Origin of the sequence: Mesorhizobium sp. C089B (assembly GCF_030323125.1) — a bacterium.
In the GTDB taxonomy this organism is placed as follows: domain Bacteria; phylum Pseudomonadota; class Alphaproteobacteria; order Rhizobiales; family Rhizobiaceae; genus Mesorhizobium.
The window spans coordinates 2638119-2664687 of the sequence record NZ_CP100469.1 but is presented as its reverse complement, the minus strand read 5'-3'; the positions used below and the strand labels follow the sequence as shown (position 1 = coordinate 2664687).

Annotated in this window: 18 protein-coding genes and 3 pseudogenes; 10 read left to right on the top strand and 11 right to left on the bottom strand. The window is 60.9% G+C overall.

Features of this window, described 5'->3' with window-relative positions:
- Nucleotides 1-2: 2 nt before the first annotated feature.
- The 5 genes and pseudogenes from NLY44_RS13295 to NLY44_RS13275 all read right to left on the bottom strand — a co-directional run bounded on the left by NLY44_RS13295 (nt 3) and on the right by NLY44_RS13275 (nt 4972).
- On the bottom strand, nt 3-320 hold the full coding sequence (locus NLY44_RS13295; protein ID WP_023687854.1) for a hypothetical protein: 318 nt from the start codon (nt 318-320) through the stop codon (nt 3-5).
- A 269-nt stretch (nt 321-589) separates the two neighbouring features.
- Complete coding sequence (locus tag NLY44_RS13290; protein WP_023744506.1) at nt 590-1561, bottom strand: SDR family oxidoreductase; 972 nt, start codon at nt 1559-1561, stop codon at nt 590-592.
- A 155-nt stretch (nt 1562-1716) separates the two neighbouring features.
- Nucleotides 1717-2385, bottom strand: a complete 669-nt coding sequence (locus NLY44_RS13285) for a hypothetical protein (RefSeq protein ID WP_286457384.1) — start codon at nt 2383-2385, stop codon at nt 1717-1719.
- A gap of 451 nt (nt 2386-2836) precedes the next feature.
- Nucleotides 2837-3816, bottom strand: a pseudogene (gene ftsZ / locus NLY44_RS13280) (cell division protein FtsZ).
- A 286-nt stretch (nt 3817-4102) separates the two neighbouring features.
- On the bottom strand, nt 4103-4972 hold the full coding sequence (locus NLY44_RS13275) for a LysR family transcriptional regulator (protein ID WP_023804862.1): 870 nt from the start codon (nt 4970-4972) through the stop codon (nt 4103-4105).
- Between the two features lie 235 nt (nt 4973-5207).
- On the opposite strand from NLY44_RS13275, the gene NLY44_RS32960 reads away from it, so the two are divergent.
- Nucleotides 5208-5363: a YjiS-like domain-containing protein gene (locus NLY44_RS32960; RefSeq protein WP_023681184.1), complete on the top strand. Its 156-nt coding sequence runs from the start codon at nt 5208-5210 to the stop codon at nt 5361-5363.
- A gap of 141 nt (nt 5364-5504) precedes the next feature.
- Entirely contained in the window at nt 5505-6602 is a 1098-nt protein-coding gene (locus NLY44_RS13270; RefSeq protein WP_023804863.1) for a DUF930 domain-containing protein, read from the top strand.
- Nucleotides 6603-6674: 72 nt separating this feature from the next.
- Here the strand turns inward: NLY44_RS13270 and NLY44_RS13265 are convergent, their stop codons facing one another.
- The 6 genes from NLY44_RS13265 to NLY44_RS13240 all read right to left on the bottom strand — a co-directional run bounded on the left by NLY44_RS13265 (nt 6675) and on the right by NLY44_RS13240 (nt 13266).
- Nucleotides 6675-7418 (bottom strand): ribonuclease activity regulator RraA, encoded by a 744-nt coding sequence (locus tag NLY44_RS13265; RefSeq protein WP_023804864.1) that lies wholly within the window; start codon nt 7416-7418, stop codon nt 6675-6677.
- 23 nt (nt 7419-7441) lie between these two features.
- Complete coding sequence (locus NLY44_RS13260; RefSeq protein ID WP_023754437.1) at nt 7442-8605, bottom strand: mandelate racemase/muconate lactonizing enzyme family protein; 1164 nt, start codon at nt 8603-8605, stop codon at nt 7442-7444.
- Nucleotides 8606-8637: 32 nt separating this feature from the next.
- Nucleotides 8638-9735: an ABC transporter ATP-binding protein gene (locus tag NLY44_RS13255; RefSeq protein ID WP_023681188.1), complete on the bottom strand. Its 1098-nt coding sequence runs from the start codon at nt 9733-9735 to the stop codon at nt 8638-8640.
- A gap of 124 nt (nt 9736-9859) precedes the next feature.
- Nucleotides 9860-10750, bottom strand: a complete 891-nt coding sequence (locus tag NLY44_RS13250; protein ID WP_023714612.1) for a carbohydrate ABC transporter permease — start codon at nt 10748-10750, stop codon at nt 9860-9862.
- Nucleotides 10747-11706, bottom strand: a complete 960-nt coding sequence (locus tag NLY44_RS13245) for a carbohydrate ABC transporter permease (RefSeq protein WP_031201482.1) — start codon at nt 11704-11706, stop codon at nt 10747-10749. Before NLY44_RS13245 ends, NLY44_RS13250 begins: the two co-directional genes overlap by 4 nt.
- A gap of 81 nt (nt 11707-11787) precedes the next feature.
- Nucleotides 11788-13266 (bottom strand): ABC transporter substrate-binding protein, encoded by a 1479-nt coding sequence (locus tag NLY44_RS13240; protein ID WP_023696294.1) that lies wholly within the window; start codon nt 13264-13266, stop codon nt 11788-11790.
- A gap of 204 nt (nt 13267-13470) precedes the next feature.
- On the opposite strand from NLY44_RS13240, the pseudogene NLY44_RS13235 reads away from it, so the two are divergent.
- The 8 genes and pseudogenes from NLY44_RS13235 to NLY44_RS13200 all read left to right on the top strand — a co-directional run bounded on the left by NLY44_RS13235 (nt 13471) and on the right by NLY44_RS13200 (nt 26036).
- Nucleotides 13471-14180: pseudogene (locus NLY44_RS13235) on the top strand (GntR family transcriptional regulator).
- Nucleotides 14181-14234: 54 nt separating this feature from the next.
- Nucleotides 14235-15401, top strand: coding sequence for a mandelate racemase/muconate lactonizing enzyme family protein (locus NLY44_RS13230; protein ID WP_023696292.1), 1167 nt, complete (start codon nt 14235-14237; stop codon nt 15399-15401).
- 56 nt (nt 15402-15457) lie between these two features.
- The gene (locus NLY44_RS13225; protein ID WP_286457382.1) at nt 15458-16816 is read left to right on the top strand and encodes a mandelate racemase/muconate lactonizing enzyme family protein; all 1359 of its coding nucleotides are present in this window, start codon (nt 15458-15460) and stop codon (nt 16814-16816) included.
- A 47-nt stretch (nt 16817-16863) separates the two neighbouring features.
- Entirely contained in the window at nt 16864-17190 is a 327-nt protein-coding gene (locus NLY44_RS13220) for an NIPSNAP family protein (RefSeq protein WP_023702115.1), read from the top strand.
- An 8-nt stretch (nt 17191-17198) separates the two neighbouring features.
- Entirely contained in the window at nt 17199-18401 is a 1203-nt protein-coding gene (locus NLY44_RS13215; protein WP_023804868.1) for a mandelate racemase/muconate lactonizing enzyme family protein, read from the top strand.
- Between the two features lie 71 nt (nt 18402-18472).
- Nucleotides 18473-18829, top strand: a pseudogene (locus NLY44_RS13210) (ATP-binding cassette domain-containing protein); the annotation flags it as partial.
- 257 nt (nt 18830-19086) lie between these two features.
- Nucleotides 19087-25284, top strand: coding sequence for an RHS repeat-associated core domain-containing protein (locus NLY44_RS13205; protein WP_286457381.1), 6198 nt, complete (start codon nt 19087-19089; stop codon nt 25282-25284).
- On the top strand, nt 25284-26036 hold the full coding sequence (locus tag NLY44_RS13200; RefSeq protein WP_023696285.1) for a tetratricopeptide repeat protein: 753 nt from the start codon (nt 25284-25286) through the stop codon (nt 26034-26036). The genes NLY44_RS13205 and NLY44_RS13200 overlap by 1 nt, the downstream gene beginning before the upstream one ends.
- Nucleotides 26037-26569 lie beyond the last annotated feature (533 nt).

Sequence of the window (26569 nt, the reverse complement as noted above, 5' to 3'; positions counted from 1 at the left end):
AGTTAATGGGCATGGTGCTCGGCATTCCGCTTGCGGGTTGCCGCTGCCTTCTTTGCCGATTCCGATCGGCTTGCGGCTGACCGTGAAGCCGATGCCTTGCCGCCGCTTTTCCCACCCTTGTGGGCCGCGGGGTGTCCGGTGTGTTTACCACGACCCGAGCCGCCTTCTTTCTTGCCGCCGCCATCGTCCTTGTTGACGGTCGCCCATGCCCGGCGCTCGGATTCCTTCTCGGAAACACCGCGCTTCTCATAGCCTGCGGCAATGTGGTCGGCTTTGCGTTCCTGTTTGTCGCTGTATTTCGATTTGTCGCCTCGTGGCATGGTCGTTCTCCCGGCTCAATGATGTTTGAACGGTATGCCGGCGGGAGAGTTCCAAGCGGAAATTCAGAAAATTGAAAACGCGAGCGAGGATTTCGACCAACACGGAGCGTTATTGCTCCGGAGCCGTGGCGGGTGCCGTGTAGCGGCGGCGCACGGCACCGATCACGCGTTTCTTGAAGCGACCGAGCGCGGCAAGCGTCTCCCTGGAGAGGACGTCGTCGCGTGCCGTCTACTCGGTAGCCCAATGCAATGAAATACGTTCCGCGACCTCAGTAGCCACCGACCACCGGCAGGATCTCTCCCGTGATGTAACTCGAGCAATGCGACGAGGCGAGGAACACGTAAGCCGGGGCAAGTTCTTCCGGTTGCGCTGGCCGTTTCATCGGCGTATCCGCGCCGAATTTCGAGACGTCGTTGGCTTCCTTGTCCGAAGGGTTGAGCGGCGTCCACACCGGACCTGGCGCGACCGCGTTTACCCGGACGCCCTTGCCGATCAGATTGCCCGAAAGCGCTCGCGTGAAGGCATGAATGCCGCCCTTGGTCATCGAATAGTCAACCAGTTGCTTGGAACCGTCGATGCCGGTCACCGAACCGGTATTGATGATCGCGGAGCCCGGCTCCATGTGCGGCACGCTCTCCTGCGCCATATGGAAATAGCCGTAAAGATTAGTCTTCAGCGTCGTGTCGAAATGTTCCTCGGTCAGGTCGTTGAAGTCACTGGAATGGATTTGGAAAGCGGCGTTGTTGACCAGCACGTCGATCCTGCCGAATTTTTCGACCGTCAGCGCCACGGCGTTGCGGCAATGCTCGCGTTCACTGACATCGGCTTTTATCAGTATGCAACGCCGGCCTTCCTTTTCGACGGCGTTTTTGGTCGCTTCGGCGTCCCTGTCTTCACTCAAGTATACGATCGCAATGTCGGCGCCCTCGCGGGCGAACAAGACTGCCACCGAACGGCCGATGCCGGAATCACCACCCGTGATAAGCGCTACCTTGTCGTCGAGTTTTTTCGATCCGAGGTAGTAAGGCGCATCGTAGAGCGGAGCGGGCTCGATCGCCCATTCATGCCCCGGTTTGGGTTGATGCTGCTCGGGAAAAGGCGGCTCGGGATATTTGCGGGCGCCGGCTTGCATCGCGTGTTGCATTTTGCCATTGCTCTTCGTCTCGTCTTTGGCGTCGATACCACGCTGGATATGGCGTTGCTTGGCGGCTTCAGCTGAAGTCTGCGACTTAGTCTGCATGGCTTTCTCCTGTGCTCGGAGAACGAACAACGCATGCCGGGCAAAAAAGTTTGCGCAAATATCTCGATCCCGAAAGGGCTCGCCATTGCGAACAGCCTGCGAAGAGCGTGGAGCATTGGTCGTCAATGAGATCGGAATTGCCATGCCGGCGGCGTTCAGACAAACACCACATTCATTACCCGCTCAAAGCACGCTTTTTTCAGAACCATAGGGTTTGGCAATGCGGACCATGCCTTTCGTCCGAAGGCGCTGGTATAAATAGAAATCGTCATCAAGCCGATTGCTGTTCCAGCACCAAGACACAGCGCGAGCAATAGTTCTGCACCGACACGAAACGCAAGCAGAGTAACGCCCGCCGCAGCGACGATGGCATTTATGAATGCGATCATAGTCGCTGCAGTGGTCAGGTACGCCAGGAGAGGCCCAGTACGAAGAGAAGGTTCGGCGTCATTTTCGGGCCAGCGGCCGAATTCCTTGGAAAACTGGAAGGCAGCCTCGTCGCCCAAAGTTCGATAGTAGGCTCTGATCCGGGCAATGCCGATATGGGCCTGCATGTTCTCAGCGGCGATGTCGACCAACCTCAAGACGGTAAAGGCACCCAGTAAAAAGACCGATGGCAGCACAACCGCGACAAACGGCAGGAAGAACTCGGAGGACTGCGTAACAAAGCCCGTTGCCACCAGAGCGCTCGACAGAGACATAATGTAGATGGTCGTTCGCGACGCCATTTCACTTATGGACGTGCTGATCGCTGTCTGCTGCACGAAATGCTCTGTCGTCAGGGCCGCGAGAAACGAAGCATCGGGTGTCGGCGTGTCAGCCATGGAGCATGCTCCTGTCGGGTAGACCTGAGTTTTTCTTCGAAATAGTGCTTGCGAGGCTGGCCGCCACTGGATGCTCCCGACGTCTGACCATGCCGGTTTTATTGTGCCATATCCAGCGAGCCCGCATCACCGATCAAAAAGGGCCGATCATGTGGTCAGCAGATGCTGGCCATATCGCAGGCGAAATGTCTGCCGTGGTCAATCTGTATGGCCTTTTGGGGATCCGGGTCGAAGCGCATTCGCGGCGCGGTTGCAGTTGGGAGCGGTTCCGCGGCGGCGCTGATGCGAGTTCGCGCATTCGTGGCAGCGGCCTCGAAACAAATTCGGTCTCTAGGCCGGCAACGCGAATTCACCGGCAAGTTCGATGGTGCGGGCTTGCGGGCCGACTTTTCGGTGGCGAAGCCCATGACCACGGTCCACCAGACTCATAAATCAGCAGCCCGGATCCTGCCTACTGCGGTATCTCCAGGCCCTGCCGCAATCCTGTCGCGACGACTGAGACCCTGAATTTTCCGGCGAGTGCCCGGTCGAATATGGCGCCGACGATGATGTCGGCGTCGGCGTCGACCTCCTCGCGGATGCGGGTGGCGGCCTCATCGACTTCGAACAGCGTCATGTCCATGCCGCCCGAGATCGAGACCAGGACGCCCTTGGCGCCGATCATCGAGGCTTCGTCGAGAAGCGGGTTTGCTATCGCCGCTTCGGCGGCCTTCCTGGCGCGGTCCTCGCCCGTGGCTTCCCCGGTACCCATCATTGCGCGGCCCATGTCGCGCATCACCGACTTCACGTCGGCGAAGTCGAGATTGATCAGCCCTCCTTGACGATGAGATCGGTTATGCAGCCGACGCCGGAATAAAGGACGCGATCAGCCATGGCGAAGGCGTCCGCGAAAGTCGTCTTTGCGTCGGCGATCCTGAAGAGGTTCTGGTTCGGAATAACGATCACGGTATCGGCGCATTCGCGAAGCTGCTCGATGCCCTCTTCGGCGGCTTGCATGCGGCGCTTCCCTTCGAAGGTGAACGGCTTGGTGACGACGGCCACGGTCAGGATGCCGGCTGCCCGTGCAGCGTTCGCTATGACGGGCGCGGCACCGGTTCCAGTTCCGCCTCCCATGCCGGCGGTCACGAAGCACATATGGGTTCCCGCAAGGTGGTCCCTGATCTCGTCGATCGATTCCTCGGCTGCCGCGCGGCCGACCGCCGGCAGCGACCCGGCGCCCAGGCCTTCCGTGACATGGGCACCCAGCTGGATCAGCCGCGATGCTTTCGACATGGTCAGTGCCTGGGCATCGGTGTTGGCGACGATGAACTCCGCACCCTGCAGATTTTCGGCAATCATGTTGTTGACCGCGTTGCCGCCGCCACCGCCCACACCAATGACGGTTATCTTCGGCCGCATTTCCGAGATGACGGGCCTTGCCGCGGTGCTCATCGTCTTGTCTCCTTGGAATTGATCGACAAAAAGTTCCCGGAACGCGCCGCTTGAACACGCCAGGTGCAAGAATCAGGTTCTATCGCCTTGGCACAGGGAATCAGAGGGTGAACTTTGCGGCAAGACAAGATGTGGGACCTTTTGGACGAGTCTCCAGCCAATTTCCGGAATTGGCCCGTTCTGGCCAGCGAAAATCCACAATCCGGGATCCAACCCCTTCAAGCTTCACGCGCCCGCCTCACGCGCCAGAACCTTGAGAATCTGGCGGCCGATCGACGCCTGACGCTTAGCGGATCGGCATCTTGCCGCGAAACAACGGCTGATGGGCCCGCATCAGAGCGGCAATCCGGTCGGCAATCTTTCGTACTGGCGGGGAGTGGCGTTCCTCATGATGGGTGACGATCCACTGGTCGGTTTCGAGTTCGGGGATAGGCTGAGCGACGCGAACCAGCCGCGGATCGCTGTCGCCGACGAAACACGGAAACACGGAAAGGCCGGCGCCCGCGGCCACAAGTTCTCGCACCGAATGGGTGTTGTTGCCTCGCACGGCGATGCGGTCGCCGTGATGGGCTTGCAGCCAGCGCGCCGAGGCGACGTTTGCTCCTTCGCCGGTGACGCCGACGAACAAGCCGGCAGCGATGCCGTTGATCAGGTGGCGTCCGGAATAGATGGCATACGCGACCTTGCCGCTCTGACGGCCGGCCAGCCACTGTTCGGTCGGGCGCTCGCTGCGGATGCCGATATCGGCGGCGCGGCGACCGATGTCGACCCGGTCGGTGGTGGTGACGAGTTCCACCCTGATGCCGTCATCGACGGTCCAGATTTCGCCGATATGGGTGGAAACGAAGGCCGAGGTCCATGGCCCGGCCGAGACGCGGACAATGCGGTCGGGCAGGTTTCCCTCGCGCCAGCGGGTCAGCGACTGCATTGCTGCTTCGACGTCTTCGGCGCGCCGCAGCAGTTCTTCACCGACCGGGGTTAGCCGGTAGCCGGTCTGCTGACGTACGAACAGCGCTTCGCCGATCTGCTTTTCGAGCGCGGTGACGCGTCGTCCGAGTGTGGCTGCGCTGAGGCGCGTGGTTGCCGTCGCCGCGCTCAGGCCACCCAGCCGCGCAACGTCGAGAAACAACCTCAGATCGTCCCAGCCAATATCCATTTTGCAGAAATGAAAAACTCCTTGCGACCGTGGCTGTAGCGCGAAGCGGCCATCACGCGCAAGTATATAGGCATTGGAAGCGCTTGATAATTCTGCCCTGGCGGGAAAATGACAGGCACCTCGGTTGGCCAGGCAGTCAGCGCAATCCGTTCGATCGTGCATACGCTTTGCGCGATTGCTTTGCGTTTTCGACCAATCCAAGAGCGTGGGTATCCCGCTCGCCAAGGAGACGATCATGTTGCATGAACTTCGACACCGTTTCGCCCGCTGGCTTGCCTATCGCCAGACGCTTGCGAGCTTGAGGCGGCTTCCAGACAGCATATTGGCGGATGCGGGCCTTTCTCGCGAAGAGCTCCGCGAGCGTGCCCGCGACGCCAGCCTGCGTCGCTGAGATTGGAGGCGGGCATGCAGAGAATGGAGCCGGCGGCGAGAAGCAATCATGCGTCGTCTCCTCACTGCTGAGCTGCGGCTGAATGCGCCAATACGGTTGCCACGCTTGATGCCGCCGCAGTTTCGCTCCACATCGTGAGGGATGAAGACCGAGACATCCGAGCGGCGGCGGACTTTGCTGTGGGCCTTGCCCGCATCGCTGGTCCTGCATGCGCTCATCACCGCGTTCCTGGTCTATGGCCTGCCCGTTCCTGCCCAGCAGCCGCAGGAGGAGCAACCTATCAATGTCGCACTCGTGCCGCCGCCCGAACCACCAAAGCCGAAACCCGCTCCCGCGCCGCCGCCACCGCCACCCGGAAATCCTTCGGAGCAGAAGGTTGAAAAGCAGGCACCGGAAAAGCTGCCGCCAATCGAGGTCCTGAGGCCTGTTTTTCAGTTCGGCGACAAAGACACTGGCCCCAAAAAATCCTTGGATGGAGGCAGCGCTCAAGACAATGCGCCATCGCCGCCCAAGGATAACGAGCCACAGTCGGCTGTCGCGCCAAAGAATGCGGAGAGTAAACCCGCCTCAGCGCCAGACGCCGGAGAGCCGGCAGAGTCAGCCAAGATTAATGAGAAGCCGGAAGCGGACAAACAGGAGGCTGCGACCCCACCCGCTGACAAAGAGGCATCCGCGGCCGCAATGCCTTTGGCTGCCCATGGGGACGACGGTGAGATCGAGCTTCCCGCGTCGGCTCAGGCGCCTCGGACCAGACCCGAAAACGTGCCGAAACGCCGCCCCGCAAAGGCTACGAAGTCAGGACGCGGAATCACCGAAGAGCCAAACTCCATCGACGTGGCCTCGGCTACACCGCGGCCATATTCGGGCCTTCCGGGCGTTCGCAAACTCTTTTCGCAAGGCGCTACCGGTGATGTGTTCGCAACGAACTCGATGGCCGACGTGCCTCGCGATCAACGGGCCGCCAGACTTTGCGCCAGCGTTCTTGAGCAAGAGTTGAACGACGCCTCTTATTCTCCCCAACTGATCCCAAGCATTCCGCTCAAGGCCGGCAATGTTCTTGACGCCCCAGACACCGCTTTCCGCACGGCAACGACATGGTACCATCTGAGCTTTCGGTGCGGTATCGACATCAATGCGACGCGGGTCACGTCGTTCGCCTTCCGTGTCGGAGCCGCCGCCTCGCCAGACGAAAGCGCCTTTCTTGATCGGGACGTTCGTCGGCGGCGCGGTCCCGGCTGAGACGGCCCCCCAGTAGTCTGCCGGGGGCACATCGAATTTCACCGCACATATGGATCGTCTTGAATGCCTGCGTCAATCCGCCGGACGACTGGCTTTGCGCCACTCCTCATATTCGCCGCGGGCGTCGTCATGCAGCGGATAGTAGCGCTGCAGCGGCGCTCCCTGCATCAGCTTCTCTCGCGAGAACTCTTCCCAATCGTGATGCTTCCGGGATTCTTCGATCACCTTTGCGGCCATTGCGACGGGAAGCACTACCACCCCATCGTCGTCTGCGATGATAATGTCGCCCGGGATCACCGTGACACCGCCGCAGGCGATCGGAACGTTGACGGCGTTCGGATAGATGCTGGTTTGCACATGGTAGTTGGGCGTCCAGCCGCGCAGCCATAGGGGCAGATCGAGCTTCTCGACATTGGGCCGGTCGCGCATGCAGCCGTCGATGACGATGCCCGCGCCGCCTCTGCCCTTGAAATAGGTCGACATCATATCGCCGAAGACGCCCGAGCTCATGTCACCGCGCGCGTCGACGACGACCACATCGCCTTCCTGCGCGTGATAGAGCACGTGCCGGTGCAGTTGCGTTTCCGGGTCGGCGTATTCTCCCTCGCTGAAGAGGTCCGGCCGCTGCGGCAGGAACTGCAGCGTCAGCGCCGGCCCGACGATCGACTTCCCATGGTTCTGCGCCACCGGACCGACCATGTGAGGATTGCGGAAACCCATATGGCCAAGCGTGCCGGCGACCGTCGCGGCGCCGATTTCCCTCAGGGCGTCAATGAGGTCTTTGGGCGGTCGCGTGATGTCAGGGATATGCGTCATCGTGGACTCCGGTTGAGATGGAACTACCAGTTCGTAACAGACCCGTCCCGGCGCCTGAGGTGAGGCGCTTCCCAGAAACGAAAAGCCTCCGCCTGGACCGCCGCTTCGTTGACCTCGACGCCGAGGCCCGGCAGGTCGCTGACCGGATAGTCGGGACCGTCGAGCCGTGGCTGCACGGGGAAGAAGTCGGAATTGTCGAAGCCCAGCTTCGTCTCGGGTTCCCTGGTCTCGAGCCACGCGAAGTTGGGTACCGCGGCGGCGAGATGTAGGGTCGCGGCCGTGCACACCGGACCAAGCGGATTGTGCGGCATCAGGTCGACATAGTGCGCCTCGCTCCAGCCGGCGACTTTCATCGCCTCGGTGAGCCCGCCGACATTGCAGACATCGAGACGGTTGAACTGATGGATGCCGCGCTCGATGTAGGGCAGGAACTGCCACTTGCTGGCAAATTCCTCGCCGATGGCAAAGGGAATGTCGGTCATCCTGCGCAGGGATTCGTAGGCTTCAGGTGTCTCGTCGCGGATCGGCTCCTCGAGAAAATCAAGCACGCCGCGGCCGAGCTTGTTGCAGAAGCTCGCCGCCTCTGCCACCGACAGCCGATGATGATAGTCGATGCCGAGAACGACGTCGTCGCCAAGCGCCTCGCGCGCCTTGTTCAGCATGCTCGCGGTAGCGCCGATCGACTCGCGGGGTTCGAAGATGTCCCTGCTGCTTTGCCCTGCGGGGAAGAAGCGGATCGCCTGCCACCCCCGTGCGCGCAGCTCCCGGGCTCGTTCGATGGCGAGGTCGCCCTCGGCCTCGTCTCCGGTCGAGGCGAAGGTGGGGATGCGGTCGCGCTGCTTGCCGCCCAGCAGTTCGTAGACCGGCACCCCCAGCGCCTTGCCCTTGATGTCGTGAAGGGCGATGTCGATGGCGGAGATAGCCGCCTGCAGAACGCGCCCGCCTTCGAAGTACTGGCTGCGATAGGCCTCCTGCCAGATTCGCCCGATCTGCATCGGGTCACGGCCGATGAGAAACTCGCGAAAATGCTCGACCGCGCCGGCAACGGCCTTTTCGCGCCCGCTCAAGCCGCTCTCGCCCCAGCCGAAGACGCCCTGGTCGGTCTCGATCTTGACGAGCATCTGATTACGCGTTCCAACCCATACAGGATAGGGTTTGATCGCGGTGATCTTAAGCTTTTCAGTCATCCCCAACGTTCCCAATGAACCCCCGTCTTGTCTCAGCCGGCCTTGAGGGCCAGTTCAGTTTCGCCATCGAACAGATGCAGCCGCTCCTGGTCGAACTCGAGCCAGATCTGCTCGTCAGGTGCGACGGCGATGTTGGGGGACACGCTGATGTTGACGATGGCGCCTGACAGCAACGCCTGCACGAAGGTGACGTCTCCGGTCGGCTCCACTGTATAGGCCCTGGCCGGGACGCTGCCTGGCACCGCGCTCTTGTGGAGCCTGATGGTCGAGTGACGTGCGCCGAGCACGACTTTCCTCGACGTTGCCCCCGCAACCTTCCGGGCGTTGAGCGGCGAGAGCTCAAGGCTCCAGCCCTCCGCGCCGGTCAACGCAGTGTTGCCGTTTGCTGTCGATGCCTCCAGTGGAACAAGGCTCATCGCCGGGCTGCCGATGAAGCTGGCGACGAACATGTTCACCGGATGGGCAAAGACCTGCGCCGGAGAATCGTATTGCAACAGGTAGCCGCCGTTCATCACCGCCATCTTGTCGGCCATGGTCACGGCTTCGAGCTGGTCGTGCGTGACATAGATGATGGTCGCCTTGAGATCCTGGTGGAAGCGCTTGATCTCCGAGCGCATCTGGACGCGCAGTTTGGCGTCGAGGTTGGAGAGCGGCTCGTCCATGAGGAAAACGGCAGGGTCGCGGACGAGGGCGCGCCCCAAGGCGACACGTTGCTGCTGCCCGCCTGAAAGTTCGCGCGGCTTGCGCTCGAGAAGGTGCGTCATGTCGAGCACGCGCGCCGCTTCCTTGACCTTCCTGTCGATCTCGTCCCTGGGCAGCTTGCGCATCTGCAGCGGGAACGCCAGGTTCTTGTAGACCGATTTCTGCGGGTAGAGCGCGTAGTTCTGGAACACCATCGCGATGTCCCGGTCCTTGGGGTCGAGGTCGTTGACCACGCGGTCGCCGATGACGATGTCGCCCGATGTGACCGGGATCAATCCCGCGACAAGATTGAGCGTGGTTGTCTTGCCGCAGCCCGAAGGGCCGACGAGCGCAACGAACTCGCCGTCATTGACCGTCAGCGAAACGTCGTTGACAGCTTTGAAGCCGCCATAGGTCTTGACGAGATCTCTCAGGTCCACGTGGGCCATCGGCAACTCCCTACGGCATGATGCCGAAAAGTGTGAAGCGGTTTTCGGACGACATCATGCTCTATCTCTTTGATTTAGAGGCGGATTCAGATTTGAGGTCGAACAGACCTGAAATCATCCGGCTCTAGTGTTTGACCGCGCCTTCTGTAAGGGCGCGTACGAAGTATCGTTGCAGGAGGAGGAACAGCACCACGACGGGCACGCTCATCATGAAGCTGGCCGCCATCAGGCCCGGAAAGTCCGTCGTATTCTCCGAGAAGAAACGCTGTATGCCGACCGGCAGGGTCAACTGCTCGTTCTTGGAAAGGAAGGTGTAGGCATAGATGTACTCGTTCCAGGCGCCAATGAAGGAATAGATCGCGGTGGCGATGATTCCGGGCGTCGAGAGCGGCATCACGATCAGGATGAAGGCCTGGAACCGGGTCGCCCCATCGATCCGCGCCGCCTGCTCGAGCTGCACCGGAATGTTGTCGTAAAAGCCCTTGAGCAGCCAGATCGCCAGCGGCAGGCCGAAGGTGAGATAGGTGAGAATGAGCGAGCCATGCGTGTTCACCAGCCCGATCGCGCGCATCAGGATGAAGAGCGGCACGAGAAAGATCACCGCCGGGAACATGTTGCGCAAAAGCACGGTGAAGAACAGGAAGTTTCGACCGGGGAAACGAAAGCGCGAAAACGCGTAGGCCGCAGGAACGGCCACGATCACCGAAAGGATTGTGGTGACCGTGGACACGTAGAGGCTGTTCCAGAAAAAACGCAGGAAGTCCTGGCCGACGCTGTTTTGCGGATCGAGCAGCTTTTGGTAGCTGGCCAGGGTAGGCTCTTCCGGCCACCATTGCGGCGGGAACTGCATCGCCGCGAAGCCGGACTTGATCGAGGTGATCAGCATCCAGATCATCGGCAACGCGGTGTAAAGCAGCATGAACACGAGGAAGATGCGCCCGGCCCAACGCCATCCGTCGATGCGCATGCGGCGCCGGGCCGGACGTCGAGGGACTGTCTCGACGATCGTGCTCATGCGCTCCCCTCTTTGCGCTCGTTGCCGGCCAGCGCACGGACGTAGAAGTAGCCCAGCACCATCAGCATGAGGAACAGGAGTACCGAATAGGCCGATGCGACGCCCCATCGCTGCCGGCCGAAGGCGAGCTCATAAATGTGGGTGATCCAGATGTGCGAAGCGTTCGACGGCCCGCCACCGGTCATGATCCACGGGATGATGAAGGAATTGAAATTGGCCACTGCGAGCAGCAGGATCGTCACCGTCGAGACGTTGCGCAGATGCGGGAAGGTGACGTGCCAGAAACGCTGCCATTCATTGGCCCCGTCGACTTCCGCGGCGCGCAACAACTGGTCGGGGACCGTCTGCAAACCGGCCATCATCATGATCATGGCAAACGGAAACTCGCGCCAGATATTGACGACGATCAAGGAGGGCAGCACCGTGCTGACGTTGTCGATGAAGTTCGGCGGCCGGTCAGCCAATCCGAGGCCGACCAGCACCGCGCCGATGATGCCGAAGTCCGAATGGTAGATCCACTTCCAGATATAGGAGGCGGCAACCGCGCTGATGACCCAAGGAATGATCAGGATAGCGCGCAGGACGCCCCGGCCGATAAACTCGCGGTGAAGCGCCAGCGCGGCGGCAAACCCCAGGGCAAAGGCAACGAAGGTGGATGCGATCGTCCAGATCAGGGTGTTCAGGGTAACTTTCCAGAACACCTGACTGGTGAGGATGGCCGTGTAGTTGTCCAATCCGATGAAGGTCTTGTCGCGGAGCTGCAGGCCAGGCGGCGTCTTAAAGAACGACAGCTCGACCGTGTAGTAGATCGGATAGGCGATGACGATGAGCATCACGGCGATCGCTGGAAGCACGTAAGCGTAGTCGGCGCGATGCTCCCAGATATTCCGCAGCACGCCGGAGCTACCGGGTTGCAATCTTCGGCGAGCCTCGGCCTTGCCGGTCACGATCGTCACGATGGCGTGCCCTTGTTGTTCGGAGCAAACCGGCTGCACGCACTATCGGCACAGCCGGTCGGATCGCAGGTCAGGCCCGGACTAGAGTCCGTCCATCAGGTTCTTCACCTTCTCGGCCGCGTCGTCCGCTGCCTGGTCGACGGTCATCGCTCCGGTCAGGGCGTTCTGCAGCATGTCCGGGACGATGATATTCATGATCTCGGGCGATTGCGGCAGCGCCGGGAACGGAATGCCGTATGGCAACATCGAGGTGGTGACATCGAGGAACTTGATGTTGTCCAGACGTTCCTTCATCCATTTGGTCTTGAAGCCGTTCAGGTTGCCCGGGTTCGAGCCGGCATACGCCATCTTCAACGACCATTCAGGGCTCGTCCACATGCAGATGATGGCCTTTGCGGCCGGCTCGTCCACCTTGCCGCCCTCGACATATTCGGGCTTCAGGATGTGAATGTTCGAGCCGCCAAACACGACGGCCCGCTTGCCGTCGGGGCCGGTCGGAATCAGGCCATAGCGCATGTTGTCGATGACAGTCTGCGCCTTGTCCTTGTCGGCGCCCGTTGCCTTCTTCTGCAGGTCGAGCATGACGTTATAGTCGGACGGGTGCGAGACCATCATGCCGAGTTGGCCGGCGACGAACAGGGGCTGGTTATCGGCCTGCTGGTTGGTGAGGGCCGAGACCGGAACCGACTTGTCGCGAACATACATGTCGTAGGAGGCTTGCAACGCCGCCTTGCTCTGCGGGCTATTGAGCTCGACCTCCTTATAGGTCGGGTTCGCGGAGGCTTCGTCGAAGACACCGCCGCCATAGGCCCATAGTTGCGGCATGAAGCGGTACGGCGTGTTGCCGGCGTTCTTGCGCGCCACGAGGCCGTAGCCGGCTATGCCGAGCTTGTCATGGATCTGCTTGGAATATTTGACGACGTCGTCCCAGGTAGCCGGAGCCTTGTCCGGATCGAGGCCCGCACGCTTGAAAATGTCGGCGTTCCAGATGAACGCCATCGTCTCATTGTTGGTGGGAATGCCGTAGGTCACGCCATCCCAGGTTACCGCCTTCATGGCGCCGGGCCAGAAATCCTCTGTGGGATAGCCCACATCTTCCGGCTTGAGCGGCTGCAGATAACCCTTCGAGGCGAACTCGGTTCCGCCCAGGATTTGCAGGCGGACCGCCATCGGCGCGGCGTTGCCCAGCAGCGCCGTGCGGAATTTGTCGAGAAGGTCGTTGTAGGTGAGGGCCTGATCCTCGAGCTGGATGTTCGGATAGGTCTTGCGGAACGTCTCGAAGAAATCCTTGTAGTACTGACGCAGCAGGTCGGGGTCGCCCTCGAACACGCCCTGATACCAGAACGTCAGTCGCCCTTTGTAGTCGAGCGGGGTGACCTTGCCGCAATCGGCGGCCGTGTCGAAATCCTGTGTGCCGGCGATGGAGCGCACATACTCCGGCGACCACTTGCTCAAATCGACCGGCGGCGCACCCAGCGCCGATCCCGACATGAGCGACGCCATCAAAGCAGTGGCGACAGTGCCGCGCAGGACGGCACCGCCGAGTGTAATCCTCGTCATAGTATCCTCCCAGATTCTCCCATGCCGCTGTGCGCCAAGGGGCTCGTCCGACCGTGCGGGATGCGTCTTCTGCTCAATGTATCCCTTCGATCATCTGGTACGTTTTCAGATCGTGGATTGCCTGTCAACGCACCCGATCGTACATTGTTTGCAAAACGCGTGTATGATATCGAGCATGCGATGTACTAATCGGGGGAGCCGGCTTTGGCCGAAACAAGTGATTTCAAAGCAGAGCCACCCGTGGGGATTGATCCCATCGGGGCGTCCAGCGAGGGCGCCTCGCTTTATGAGCTGATCCGGGAAGACATCATCGAGGGACGGCTCGCCGCCAACGAACGGCTTGTGGTCACCGATCTCGCCCGGCGTCACGGCACCTCGACCAACCCCGTACGCGAGGCGCTGCAGCTGTTGCGAGGGAGGGCTTCGTCACCTTTGTCGCCAACCGTGGCGCGCGCGTCCGGCCCATAGACCAGGATTTTGTCCGGGATATCTACGAGATCGGAGTCCTGATCGAGCCGGCCCTGACGCGATGGTTCGTGAACATGGCGACCGGCGAGGACATCGCCGAACTCGAACGCATCCAGGCTCTGATCGAAGAGAACAACTTCACCGACACATTGCGGCACAGTGAACTGGATACCGCCTTCCACACCGTAATGTACCAGCGCCACTACAACCGCCATGCCGCCGAGCTTTGGTGGAAGCATCGCGAAGTGCTGCGAGCCGTGAGCCGGCGTTTCAATTTCACGCTCGCGCGGCGGGCCGCCATCATGCGTGAACACCGCGAGCTCATCGCGCATATCAAAGCGGGAAATGCCGACGAGGCGGCCGAACTCATTGCCCGCCATGTCGAGGGTTCCGGCCGGCACGTTCTCGAACAGATGCGTGCGCGCAACGCCGCTCGGGCCGGATAGAACTTCCAGCCCAGAAAATCATTGGTCCGGCCATCAGACAGAGGTAGTTGAGAGATGAAAATCACGAGCGTTCGGCCGTGGCTGATCAAGTCCGATGCTTCCTATTGGGGAGAGTTCCTGTTCGTCGAGGTGACGACCGACGAAGGGGTGAGCGGCTGGGGGGAAATCACCACCACCACAAGGCTCGCCAACCGCGCGCTGTGCACGATCCTGCGGCAGATCGGTGTTGCCGTCACAGGTGAGGATCCGGCGCGCATCGAGCATCTCTGGCACAAGATTTTCCGCAGCTTCACCTATATGGGCAGCCGCGGCGCCGCAGTCGAATGCGTGAGCGCTATCGACATAGCGCTCTGGGACATTCGCGGCAAAGTTCTAGGCAAGCCGATCTACGAGCTGCTGGGCGGACCGGTGCGCGATGAAATCGCGCTCTATACCCATCCCAACCAGGCCAAGTTTACCAGCAAGGAGGCTGTGGTCCGCGAAATTCGAGACATCGTCGAATCCGGACACACCGGGCTGAAGTTCGATCCTTTCCCCCACCAGGGCCGCATCGCCGATGGCTTGGCGCGCGAACAGCGGGACGGCTACCTCGATGGCGGCATGACCCGCAAGGACGAGCGCGAGGCCGCCGAACTCACGGCTCTGATCCGCGAAACGGCGGGTCCAGATGTCGACATTCTCATCGATGCGCATGGCCGTTTCGATGTACCCACCGCCATTCGCCTCTGCCGGAGCCTCGAGGAAGCCGGCCAGATCGACTGGTTCGAGGAGCCTTGCCCGCCCGAGAGCCTCAATGCCCTGAAGCAAGTGCGCGAGAAGGTCAGCGCCCCTATCTCGTGGGGCGAGCGCGGCCACACCAAGTGGGATTTCGTGCCGGTGCTCGAGAACAGGCTTGCCGACTACATCATGCCGGACGTCACCTGGACCGGCGGCATTACCGAACTGAAGAAGATTTCCGCCCTGTGCGAAGCCTATTACATCCCGGTCTCGCCCCATGACGCCGCCGGACCGATCAACGTGGTTGCGGGAGCGCAGGTGATGATGACGGTTCCCAACTTCTACAAGCTCGAAACGTCCGAGTGGAACCTTGATAAATACAATCACCTCATCGACAGACCGCTCGACGTTTCGAACGGCAGCCTCAAGCTGACGTCGAAGCCGGGTCTGGGCGTCGAGATGAACCGCGACTACCTGCAGGCCCACGAGATAGAGCTTGGCTAGCAACGCTCATGCCGGCCGGGCGTGCGGGGCGCCACCAGTCAGAACGAGGATAAGCCATGGCAAAGACGGGTAGCGCCGGCGAGGCGCTCAATCGGGTAAATACGAACTCCAGGCCGAGCGACCTGCGCATCACCGACCTGCGGGTCGCCGAAATCGTCGGCGCACCGTTCACCTCGGCGCTGGTCAAGATCTACACCAACCAGGGCATTGTCGGCCTGGGCGAAGTGCGCGACGGCGCCAGCGCGACCTATGCGCTGATGCTCAAGAGCCGGTTGCTGGGCGAGAACCCTTGCGACGTCGACCGGCTGTTCCGGCGCATCAAGCAGTTTGGCGGCCATGGGCGGCAAGGCGGCGGTGTCTCGGCAATCGAGATCGCGCTGTGGGATCTCGCTGGCAAGGCGTACGGCGTGCCGATCTACCAGATGCTGGGGGGACGGTTCCGCGACAAGGTGCGGGTCTATTGCGACACCGACGCGGACAAACCCAGCGGCACCGAGACCGGCAAGCGGCTGAAGGCGCGGATGGACCTTGGCTTCACCTTCCTCAAGATGGACCTCGGCCTGGCGCAGATTTCTCACATCCCCGGCGCGGTGGTCGCGCCCGCCGGCGTGCTCGATGGTTTCCGCACCCATGCCGGCCGCGGCCGGGTACGCACGCTGGACGAGCGCCGGGCGCGCAACGCCGCCTATGATGCGCAGAACGTGCCGCATCCCTTCACCGGCCTCCACTTCACCGAAAAGGGCATCGACCTGCTCGACCAATATATCCACGAGGTCCGCGAGGTGATCGGCTACGAGGTTCCGCTTGCCATCGACCATGTCGGCCACATCTCGCTGCAGGACGGCATCCGTCTGGCCCGGCGGATCGAGAAATACGCACCGGCCTGGCTCGAGGACGTGATCCCCTGGCAGTACACCGAGCAGTATCGGCAGTTGCAGCAGGCGACCTCGGTGCCGATCTGCACGGGTGAGGACATCTACCTCAAGGAAGGCTTCGAGCCGCTGCTCAACGCCGGCATCTCGGTCATCCATCCGGATCTGCTGACCACCGGCGGCATTCTCGAGACCAAGAAGATCGGCGACGCGGCGCAGGAGCATGGCGTCGCCATGGCCATTCACATGGCGGAAAGCCCGATCGCGGCAATGGCCGCCGCGCATGTCGCGGTGGCGACGGAAAACTTCATGGCGCTCGAATATCACAGCGTCGAAGTCGACTGGTGGGACGATATCGTCACCGGCCTGCCCAAGCCGCTGGTCAAGGACGGCTTCATCACCGTGCCCGACAAGCCTGGTCTGGGCATCGACGACATCGTCGACGAAGTGATCAGCCAGCACCTGCAGCCCGGCGTCACCGGCATCTGGCAACCGACCGATCACTGGGACGACGAATACTCCTGGGACCGCACCTGGAGCTGACTCTACACTTCTCTCCTCGGAGGGAGAGGTGAACAGAAGGATGGACCATGATCTACGAACTTCGCATTTACGACTGCGTGCCGGGCCAGCTGCCGGCGCTGCTCAAGCGTTTCAACGACCATACCTTGGCGCTGTGGGACAAGCACGGCATCCGCCAAGCCGGGTTCTTCACCACGGTGGTCGGCGAAAGCAGCAATCGACTGACCTATTTCATCGCCTGGGAATCCCTTGCCGAGCGCGAAGTGAAATGGAAGGCCTTCACCACCGATCGGGCATGGCTCGAGGCCCGCGACGAGTCTGAGCGCGATGGCCCGATCCTGGCCAATATTTCCAGCCAGTTTCTCGCGCCAACCGCCTTCTCGTCGGTGAAATAGAGGACATCATGAAGATCACCGATCTCAGGTGCGCCGTCATCGGCAGGCACCCCATCGTGCGCATCGTCACCGACGAAGGCCTCCATGGCCTCGGGGAGGTCGAGTACACCAAGCCTTATCTGAAACCCTGGGTGCTGCATTTCCGCGACGCGCTGATCGGCGAGGATCCGACGGATGTGGAACGTTGCATGCTGAAGATCCGTCAGCGCGGTTCGTTCAAGCCCTATGGCGCCGCCGTCAGCGCCATCGAGCACGCTCTGTGGGACATCGCCGGCAAGGCCGCCGGCGTCCCGGTCTACAAGCTGCTTGGCGGCAAGGTGCGCGACAAGGTTCGGGTCTATAACGGTTCCATCCGCAAGAAGCGCACCGGCGACAGGCCGGAGGATTACGCGGCCGACGTCAAATGGATGATGGAACGGCCGGAAGGTTTCTTCATGGTCAAGCAAGGCATCTCCTTCCATTCCAACATGAAGACCAGCGTTCCCGACTTCCACTATGGCGTGCGCCAGCCGCCGACCTATCACGGCGCGATGGACCAGGGGCAGATCAGCGAGCGCGGCATGGCGCACATGATCGACTGCGTCATCGCCATGAAGGAGGTGCTCGGCGACAAGGTCTCGCTGGCGTTGGATTGCGGCCCCGGCTGGTTCCTGCCGGACGCCATCCGCTTCGCTCAGGCGGTGGAAAAACACAATCTGATGTGGCTGGAGGACATGCTGACCGGCGACTACGTGCCATGGGTCAACCCGCAAGCCTACCGCGAACTCACGACATCGACGTCCACCCCGATCCATACGGGCGAACAGATTTATCTGCGCCATAATTTCAAGGAACTGATCGAAACACAGGCGGTGCGCGTCATCGGCCCGGATCCCGCCGACATCGGCGGTATCGCCGAGCTCAAATGGGTGGCCGAGCATGCCTATATGCACTCGATCATGATGGCGCCGCACGGCACGGCGAACGGTCTGCTGGGCCTCGGCGCGCTGATCAATGTCTGCGCCACGATACCGGCCAACTACATCGCCTTCGAATATCCCAGCGCCTCCGACCCCTGGTGGGAGGACATCGTCATCGGCCTGCCCAAGGGGCAGATCGTGAAGGACTCCATGATCGACCTGCTCGAAGCGCCGGGCCTGGGCGTCGACATCGATGCCGAAGGCGCGAAGAAATACCTGGCGGAAGAGGACGCCGGTTTCTTCGACCAATAAAAGATCCAATGCGGCCTGAGCGTCATCCTGAGCGTCATCGTCGAAGCCCGGCGGCCAGCGCCAGGCGGTCAGCGACGCTGACCGGCATGAAGATCCTGCTGCTGGACGAGCACACCGCAGCGCTTGATCCGCGCACGGCGGCCTTCGTGCTCGACCTCACACGCAAGATCGTCGAGGAGCAGAAACTGACGGCGCTGATGGTCACCCATTCGATGCGCGACGCGCTCGATCACGGCACCCGCACCGTCATGCTGCACGAAGGCACCATCGTGTTCGACATTGCCGGCGACCAGCGCAAGAGCCTCGACGTGCCCGACATGCTGAACCTGTTCCGGCAGGCGCGCGGAGACGAACTCTCCGACGACAATTTGCTGCTTGGGATGGGAGCGAAGCAGGCGGCGAATATAGGGGCGAATAAGACGGTCTGAGGGACGGGGAGACCCTGCAGAGCTTGACGGTGAGCAGGCACACTTACGACGTATGCGGGTGGCCGCCCTGGCTAGGCAACGTCAAGACACTGAGGGGAGCGCCGTTATGCGGTCGCTCCGCTGGCAGGGGCGCATGGGGCTCCATGCGCAACCCATGCGTGCAAAATAAAGCTGTGGATATCTGGGTTGTGACGGGTCGCCGTCGTATAAACCAAGTCAAGCAGGAGTAGCGTCAAGCAACTGGCTAGGGGGATTCAATGAAGCGGTTGCTTTTTGGCGCGGCTATGTTTGCCGCTGGCGTCTTCGGCGCGGATATATCTTCACTTTCTTATATTAGAGGTGGCGCAGGAATAGAGGCCTTTGCGCAGAGCGCCTCGCCCGGGGCGCCAGCCAGCAGCGGTTTCGGCAATGGCGGCGCCGCGCTGGGCGGCGGCTCCGCCAAGCCCGCCCCGGCGACAGGCGCGACAGGTGACGCGGCGACGGGCAGCCCTGATGCGGCGGCCAAGGTTGGCGCCAAGCCGGCGGATGCCAAGGCAACCGACGGCGAGGCGAGCGACACCAAGGCTGCCGATACGAAGCCGACCGATACAAAAGGCAAGGCGGCCAAGGAGACCGATACGGAAGCAGCGCCGGAGGAGCCGGCAGCGGCCGTGGCGGCTACTGAGGCAGCCACGGCAACCGACAGCGGCGATCCCGAGGCGATCGGTACGCCGAAGGTGGACCTGCCCAAGGCTGGCGGCAACGGTAATCTGGGTTATGGCATCGGCATCGATGTTCCGGACTTCCACGGCATCGAGCCGCAGATTGCGCTCAACTACAACTCTTCACGCAAGACCAAGATCGGTGACCTCTACCAGGGCTGGTTGGGCTATGCCTGGGGCCTCGACGGCTTCGACGTGATCGAACGCGCAACGCCCGGTTACGGCATGCCGGCCTTCGACGCCAACGACATCTATCTGCTTGACGGCCGGGCGATGGTGGCCTGCGTTGCCGGCATGATTTCGCCGTCCTGCGCCACAGGTGGCACGCATGCGACGGAGAATGAGAGCTATCGGCGCATTGCGCTGAACAGCACCACAAACGAGTGGAAGGTGACGGATCGTGACGGGACCGTCTCGACGTTCCGCTCGGTGGCGGCGGTTGCCAATCTGACGCCGACCGCCGGCACGCCGGCCTATGACCTGGCGATGAGCTATCGCTGGCTGCTGACCTCGGTCACCGACACCAACGGCAACAGCGTTGCCTACAGTTATGCCTGTGCCAGCCCGGTCTGTTATCCAACTACGATCACCTACAATGGAACGGTGATCGGGTTTCATTACGAGACGCGGCCCGATACGATCCTGATGGGCAATGGGCGCGACATCTCCGAGACGACCCTACGCATCAAGTCGATCAGTGTCTGGACCAGCAACGTGCTGCGCAGTGCCTACAAGCTGACCTACGACCAGGCGCCGTTTTCCAACACCTCACGGCTCACCGCCGTCACCCGTTACGGCACCGATGCGACCGTTGTACCCGACGGCACGATCTCTGGCGGATCGTCGAAGTCGCTCGGCCAAATGGTTTATCAGAACACTGATGGCGTTTATTCAACGATCAATGCGCCAATTTACGGATCTCAGACATTACCCGGATCACATCCGCAAAGCGTTGGAGACTTGAACTTCGATGGCCGCGACGAAGTATTCGGAGAATCTGATCAGACGACGACCAGACATTCGGGAGGACATGAGGGCGACACTACGACAACCAAAACATTTTACGAAAACACATACCGTTTTGGCCCTACCGGTGCTCCTGCCGGCTCGAATTCATTGACGATAGCCGCACATTCAATCACGAATAGTCCTGACGATGACGTCGGCATCTTTGCTCAGCCCGGTCGCTTTATTGCGACAAAACCGACGGAAGATTTTGGCTTTTCGATAACGACTAGCACGATGAATGGAGCCACTGGCCATGTAACCACGTCGCGCACCCAGTCGATTGGAATCACAGATACTCTGCTTGCGTTGACAAAGGCGAATTGCGATCCATCTCCTCCAGCAGGCTATCAGGCCGTTTGCGATGGACTCCCGGATATTCCGTCCGGATCTTCACCCCGTCCCTCAGTCATCGCAGACGGTGATGGCGATGGCATTGACACCGCCAATCACGTCGGTGGCGGTGAACCCAGAACAGTAATCGGTGTCGGCGACTTCCTGGGCAACGGCAAACAGCAGCCATTCTTTTGGGGTAGCGGCGGAACGGCACGGAAGGGAACGCTTTCGAGCGGCGTCTGGCAGAAAAGCGGACCATCCTTCAGTATCAGCTGCCCGGCACAGGAATCTCAAACCTCCGGCATGTGTGTGTTTGCCGATCTCAATGGCGACGGGGCAACGGATGTTTTCCGCTTCGGCGGTAGCGGCGTCGCGGTCTGGCTATCGACGGGCGTCGGCTTCAAGAGTTACTCGATTTCCTCGATGTCGGGAACATCTGCCATCCTGCGTGACTTCGACAATGACGGGCGCACGGATGTCATCACCATAGACGGCGCGCTGAACCTCCCGCAGCAGTGGAGGGTCGACACGGTCAGGATTTTCTCGCTTCGCCCGTCTTCGACGGCGATGACGCCGGTACAGTTCACGCTGCCTGCGACAGCGAAAGCAGGTACGGTCATCGGCGATTTCAACGGCGACGGCCTGCCGGACTTCACCAACTACAGCAGCATGTTCATCTCGAATGCCGGCACCGGCAATCCGAACCTGTTGAAGCAGATTGTGACGGAGCTCGGCGGCACGGTTGCGGTCGAGTATTCGCCTTCCTCGACCTGGGCGAACAATTACCTGCCGCAGGTCGTGCACGCGGTGACGAAGCTGTCGGTCAGCGATGGCCGGGGCCAGACGGCGGTGAGCATGTACGCCTATGCCGGCGGCAAATACGATCCGGCGGCGCGCAAGTTCCTGGGCTTTGCGTCGATCGTCGAGACAAAACCGCTTGCCAATGGCGAGACGGCGCCGTCGAAGATCGAGACCACCTACCGGCAGGATCTGGCGAGCTACGGCCTGCCGTCGCTGACGGTGTGGAAGGATGGTGCCGGCACCGTGCACAAACAGGTGGCCGAGACGTACGTCGTCAACACGGCGGCAAAACCCTATACGGTGCAAAACACGGCGACCGATACGACGCTGACCGAGAACATCAGCCGCACCTTGCGGGTCCAGCGCTGGTTTGATGCTTACAACAACATCATCAGCATGAAGGACTATGGTCGCACCGATGTCAGCGGCGACGAGACCTGGACGGAGCGTTTCTTTTCGCCCAACACCAGCGCTTATATCGTCTCGGCCTTGATTGCCGAGCGCACGCATGCCGGGCTGACCAGCACCGACCCCTATGTCAGCTACAAGCACAATTACTATGATGGCAGCACCGATGTCTGGGCGGTGCCGACCAAAGGTAACCTGACGTGGGTACAGACCTTCAGCGATGTCACTACGGGCAAGACCGTCAGCCAGTATTTTGCGTATGATACCTATGGCAACAAGGTCTCTGCCGCCGACAGTCTCGGCCACAAGACCGAGTGGGACTACGACGCGACCTATCACCTCTATCCGGTAACGGAACGCGCGCCGAAGTATTTTGCGACGGGCGGGCAAACAGCCGACACGCGCTTTGTCTCGACGGCCACCTACAATACCACCTGCGGCCTGCTGGCGACGAAGACCGACTTCAACGGCCTGGTCAAAACCTTCACCTATGATCCGTTCTGTCGCCTCTACCAGGTCTCGCAGAGCGTCACCGGCGCCTATGCCAAGGCGCGCTTCGAGAACGAGGGCAATCCGGCGACCCAGGCGCTGGTCAAATACACGCCGTTGCCCAATGGCGCCGGCGAAGACTTCACCCGCTCCTACTATGACGGGCTCGGCCGGGTCTATCGTGTCGAAACCCCCGGAGAGACGGCGGCGGGCGCCAAACGCATTGCCGAGACCGACTACGATCTGCGCGGCAATGTCCTGCGCACCGCCTTCCCGCGCTTTGTCGGCGAGACCGCGCAATGGACCACCAACAGCTACGACTGGGCCGACCGGCCGGTGAAGACCGTCAATCCTGACACAAGCCAGCGCAGCTACCTCAACGAACTAGCCACCGCCGCGACCACGACGCCGCGGCTGAACGCCGTGACGACGACCGACGAGCTTGGTCATCAGACCAAGACAGCTTGGTCGACCCGCGGCGATGTCGCGGGCGTGGCTCGCGACTTCGCGGGACTTCAGCTTGCGGAAACTCGCACCTACGACGTGCTCGGCCGCCTGATCGGCGTCACCGATCCCGGCGGCTCAAACTGGACCTACACCTACGACATGGTCGGCAATCGGCTGACGGCGTCCGATCCCGATCTCGGCACATGGTCCTACACCTACGATGCCGCCAACCGGCTGGTCAGCCAGACCGATGCCAGGGGCACGGTCACGACGCTCAGCTACGACCAGATGGACCGGCTGACGCTGAAGACGGCAACGGCGCCGGGTGGCAGCCCAGTTGTGCTCACCCAGAACACCTATGACCAGGCGGCTCCAAGCTATTGGTACAATATCGGCCAGCTCACCACCTCGACCAACGCGACAACGACGCACAGCTACAGTTATGACGGGTTTGGCAAGCTCGGCTGGCACGACACGACCATTGCCGGCCTGATGCACACCACGGTCGATATCCACGACGGGTCCGGCCAGACCATCCTGAAGAATTACAAGCCGGGCGAGCTGTGGTTCGGCGACTGGGACCACCGCCTGCAATACAGCGCCGGCAACAGGCTCGTCTCCGCCCCGGGCTTCATCACCTCGACGCTCTATGAGGCCGATGGGCAGACCAGGGAGATCACCTACGCGAATGGCGTGAAGACTGCCTTCACCTATTCGCCGACCCGCCGCTGGCTGACGCGCGTCACCACGTCCAAGGGCGCCACCGTCCTGCTCGACGATCAGTATGCGCGCGACGCACTCGGCCGCATCACCACCATCACGGGGCGGACACCCTCCGACAGCTGGAATTATGGCTACGACAATGCCGACCGGCTGATCTGGAGCACCAACCTGGGCAACGCCGTGCTCAGCGAGCAATTCGTCTATGCCGCCAACGACAATCTGACCTCACGCTCGCGTGTGGCCGGCACCTATGTCTATCCCTCGGCGAGCGCGGCTCGTCCGCATGCGCCGGTCACGGTCGGCGCCAATGCCATGACCTATGACGCCAATGGCAATCTGACCTCCGATGGCAGTCGTACGCTGACCTGGGACGAAGCCAACCGGCTGAAGACCGTCACGCTGGCCGCCAACACCGTCAACCTCAGCTACGGTCCCGACGGTGCGCGGGTGAAGAAGGCCTCGGCCTTCGCCACCACGCTCTATCCCGACGCTTCGGTCGAGATCAATCCGGCGACGCCGGGCGCAGAGATATACACCAGATATCCGCATCCCGACATCAAGGTGACCGGCACGACAAAGGCCTTCCTGCACCGCGACCACCTGGCCTCGGTGCGCATGGTTACCGATGCCTCAGGCAATATCGCCGAGGCCACCAACTACGCCACCTATGGCGAGCGTCTCAACACCGGCTTCCAGACGCAGAAGAGCTATATCGGCGAGCGCTTCGATCCCGAGACCGGGCTGCTCTATCTCAACGCACGCTACATGGATCCGGTGCTCGGGCGTTTCATCTCACCCGATGATTGGGATCCGACGAAAGAGGGTGTTGGCACCAATCGATATGCGTATGCTCAGAATGATCCGGTGAATAAGGCAGACAACAACGGCCATGTTGCCGCGACACCGTCATCTGACAAAGCCGCAAAGGACAGAGCAGAGCAGAGGGCACTTGAGAAGCGTGCCGAAGCCATAAGAATGCACCGTGGTGGTTTCTTCGATCTCCACAAAGATCCGTACGAACGTTTGAATCCTAGGGTTGCTGATGAGGTGCAGCGCCAGGCTGAATTGAGCGCTTCAGGAAAGGTGGAAACTCGTGACGAGGTGTTTGCGGCAATACCGGGTGGTGCGCCTATCAGAGCAGGCGCACTACTCGGCGCCGAGGTATTTGGTGGTAAACTGGCGATTAGGGAAGGAGGAGCAATTATCGGGAGCTATACTCCATCAGTGGGCCTCAAGTTTGGGACAACACCGTTTGGCGATGAGGCGCACATCGCTGTTGGAGCGATGCTGCGTGGGAAACTAGAAGCTCAGGGTGTGACAGGTATCATTGATCGAACTGCTCCTGGTCTGAAAGGTGTGGATTTGTCGGTTGATCCCAGCTACGCGAAGCAGCTTGGCTTTGAGCATATCGAGATTAAGCCGAATACCGCTAGCGGGCTGCGAGCCTTCAGCAGCCAGGTGGGGCGTTGGGGCTACAACCCGTCTTCCGTCCGCGCGGTAACCTATGATGCTAACGGGAATATCCGAGGAGGGTTTGATTTCTAATGTCAGCACTTGATCTCCTTTTAGCGGGTCGCTTTGACGAAGCGGTCAGAGCATTTAGAGAGATAATCGTTGCAGAGCCGAATGATATCGGGTGGATCGATGGATTGGCAAAATCCTATTGCGGGACAGGAGATTATACAGCAGCGCTTCCTCTTCTATACCAAGTAGATTCCTATCAGAAGAAGAACACTCCGGATGCTCCAGGGCAACAACTACAAATAAGCGCAGCTTATTGGTGTCTTGATGATCGCGCTCGGGCGATCGAGCTCACTCGTGAGCTGTGTGCTGGCATTGTGGATCGATCAATAGGCATGGCGCCCGACCTGGCTGGTGGTGCGACCTTCGGACTTGTCCTGCACTACATGGCCCTGACGACGGGTGACGATGCCACCCGCGACTACGCGTTTGAATACCTACGCAAGCTGAACGTTAAATACAACAAGCGCCCGACGCTGTTCCGCTACCCGGTTCAGACCGTGAAACAAATGCTGGGAGAGATCGCCTTCGAGGATGCGCTGGAAGGTGCGACGAAGGAGCGAAACCTGGCTGCGGCCTTTCGGGCTGCTGATAGCAATCGTTCAATCAAGTTAGCGCTCGGAGTTGCACTGTTCCACGATGGCGCGTTGCGCCGAGTTTCGGGCGACGAGACGGGCTGCATGGAGCGGATGCAGCAGGTTTTCGATATGGGATACCAGACGGAACCCGTTCGCTGGTATCTCGCTCGGCATGAGGTTTTAAGAACCGAAAGATAAAAGCAATGGCTCACCTGCGGGGGTAAACTGTTCCCTGCTCACCATTGTTTAGGGAGGTGGCGAATTACGCTGACAGCGCACTCTAGGAATTACCGGGAACTACGGTGACAGGATTACGGTGACAGTGCACTTTTTGTTGCCTATCCGATAACACCTGTGCTCAGGTCAACCCCATGTCCCGTCTTGCCCGTATAGTCGTCTGCCGCATCACGTCACCCAGCGTGGCAACGGGTGCGCCAAGGTGTTTTTCACGGCGAAAGATTATGCGCTCTACAAGAACCTACGGGCGGCGCATTGCCGGCTTGCCGATGTCGGTATCTGGGCATGGTGCCTGATGCCTAACCATGTGCATCTGATCCTGACTCCGGCCGACCCTGATTGCCTGCGGCGTTCACACCAAGCCAACAAAAGCTGTGGCTAATCAGCCCTCCGCAATCTCGCTGATATCCCCGTCACACCAGCCCCTGTAATCTCAGTGCGAAAACCCTCGGCTTAGAATCAACCGGGGCAGGGTGGGGCGTGGCGGCATTGAG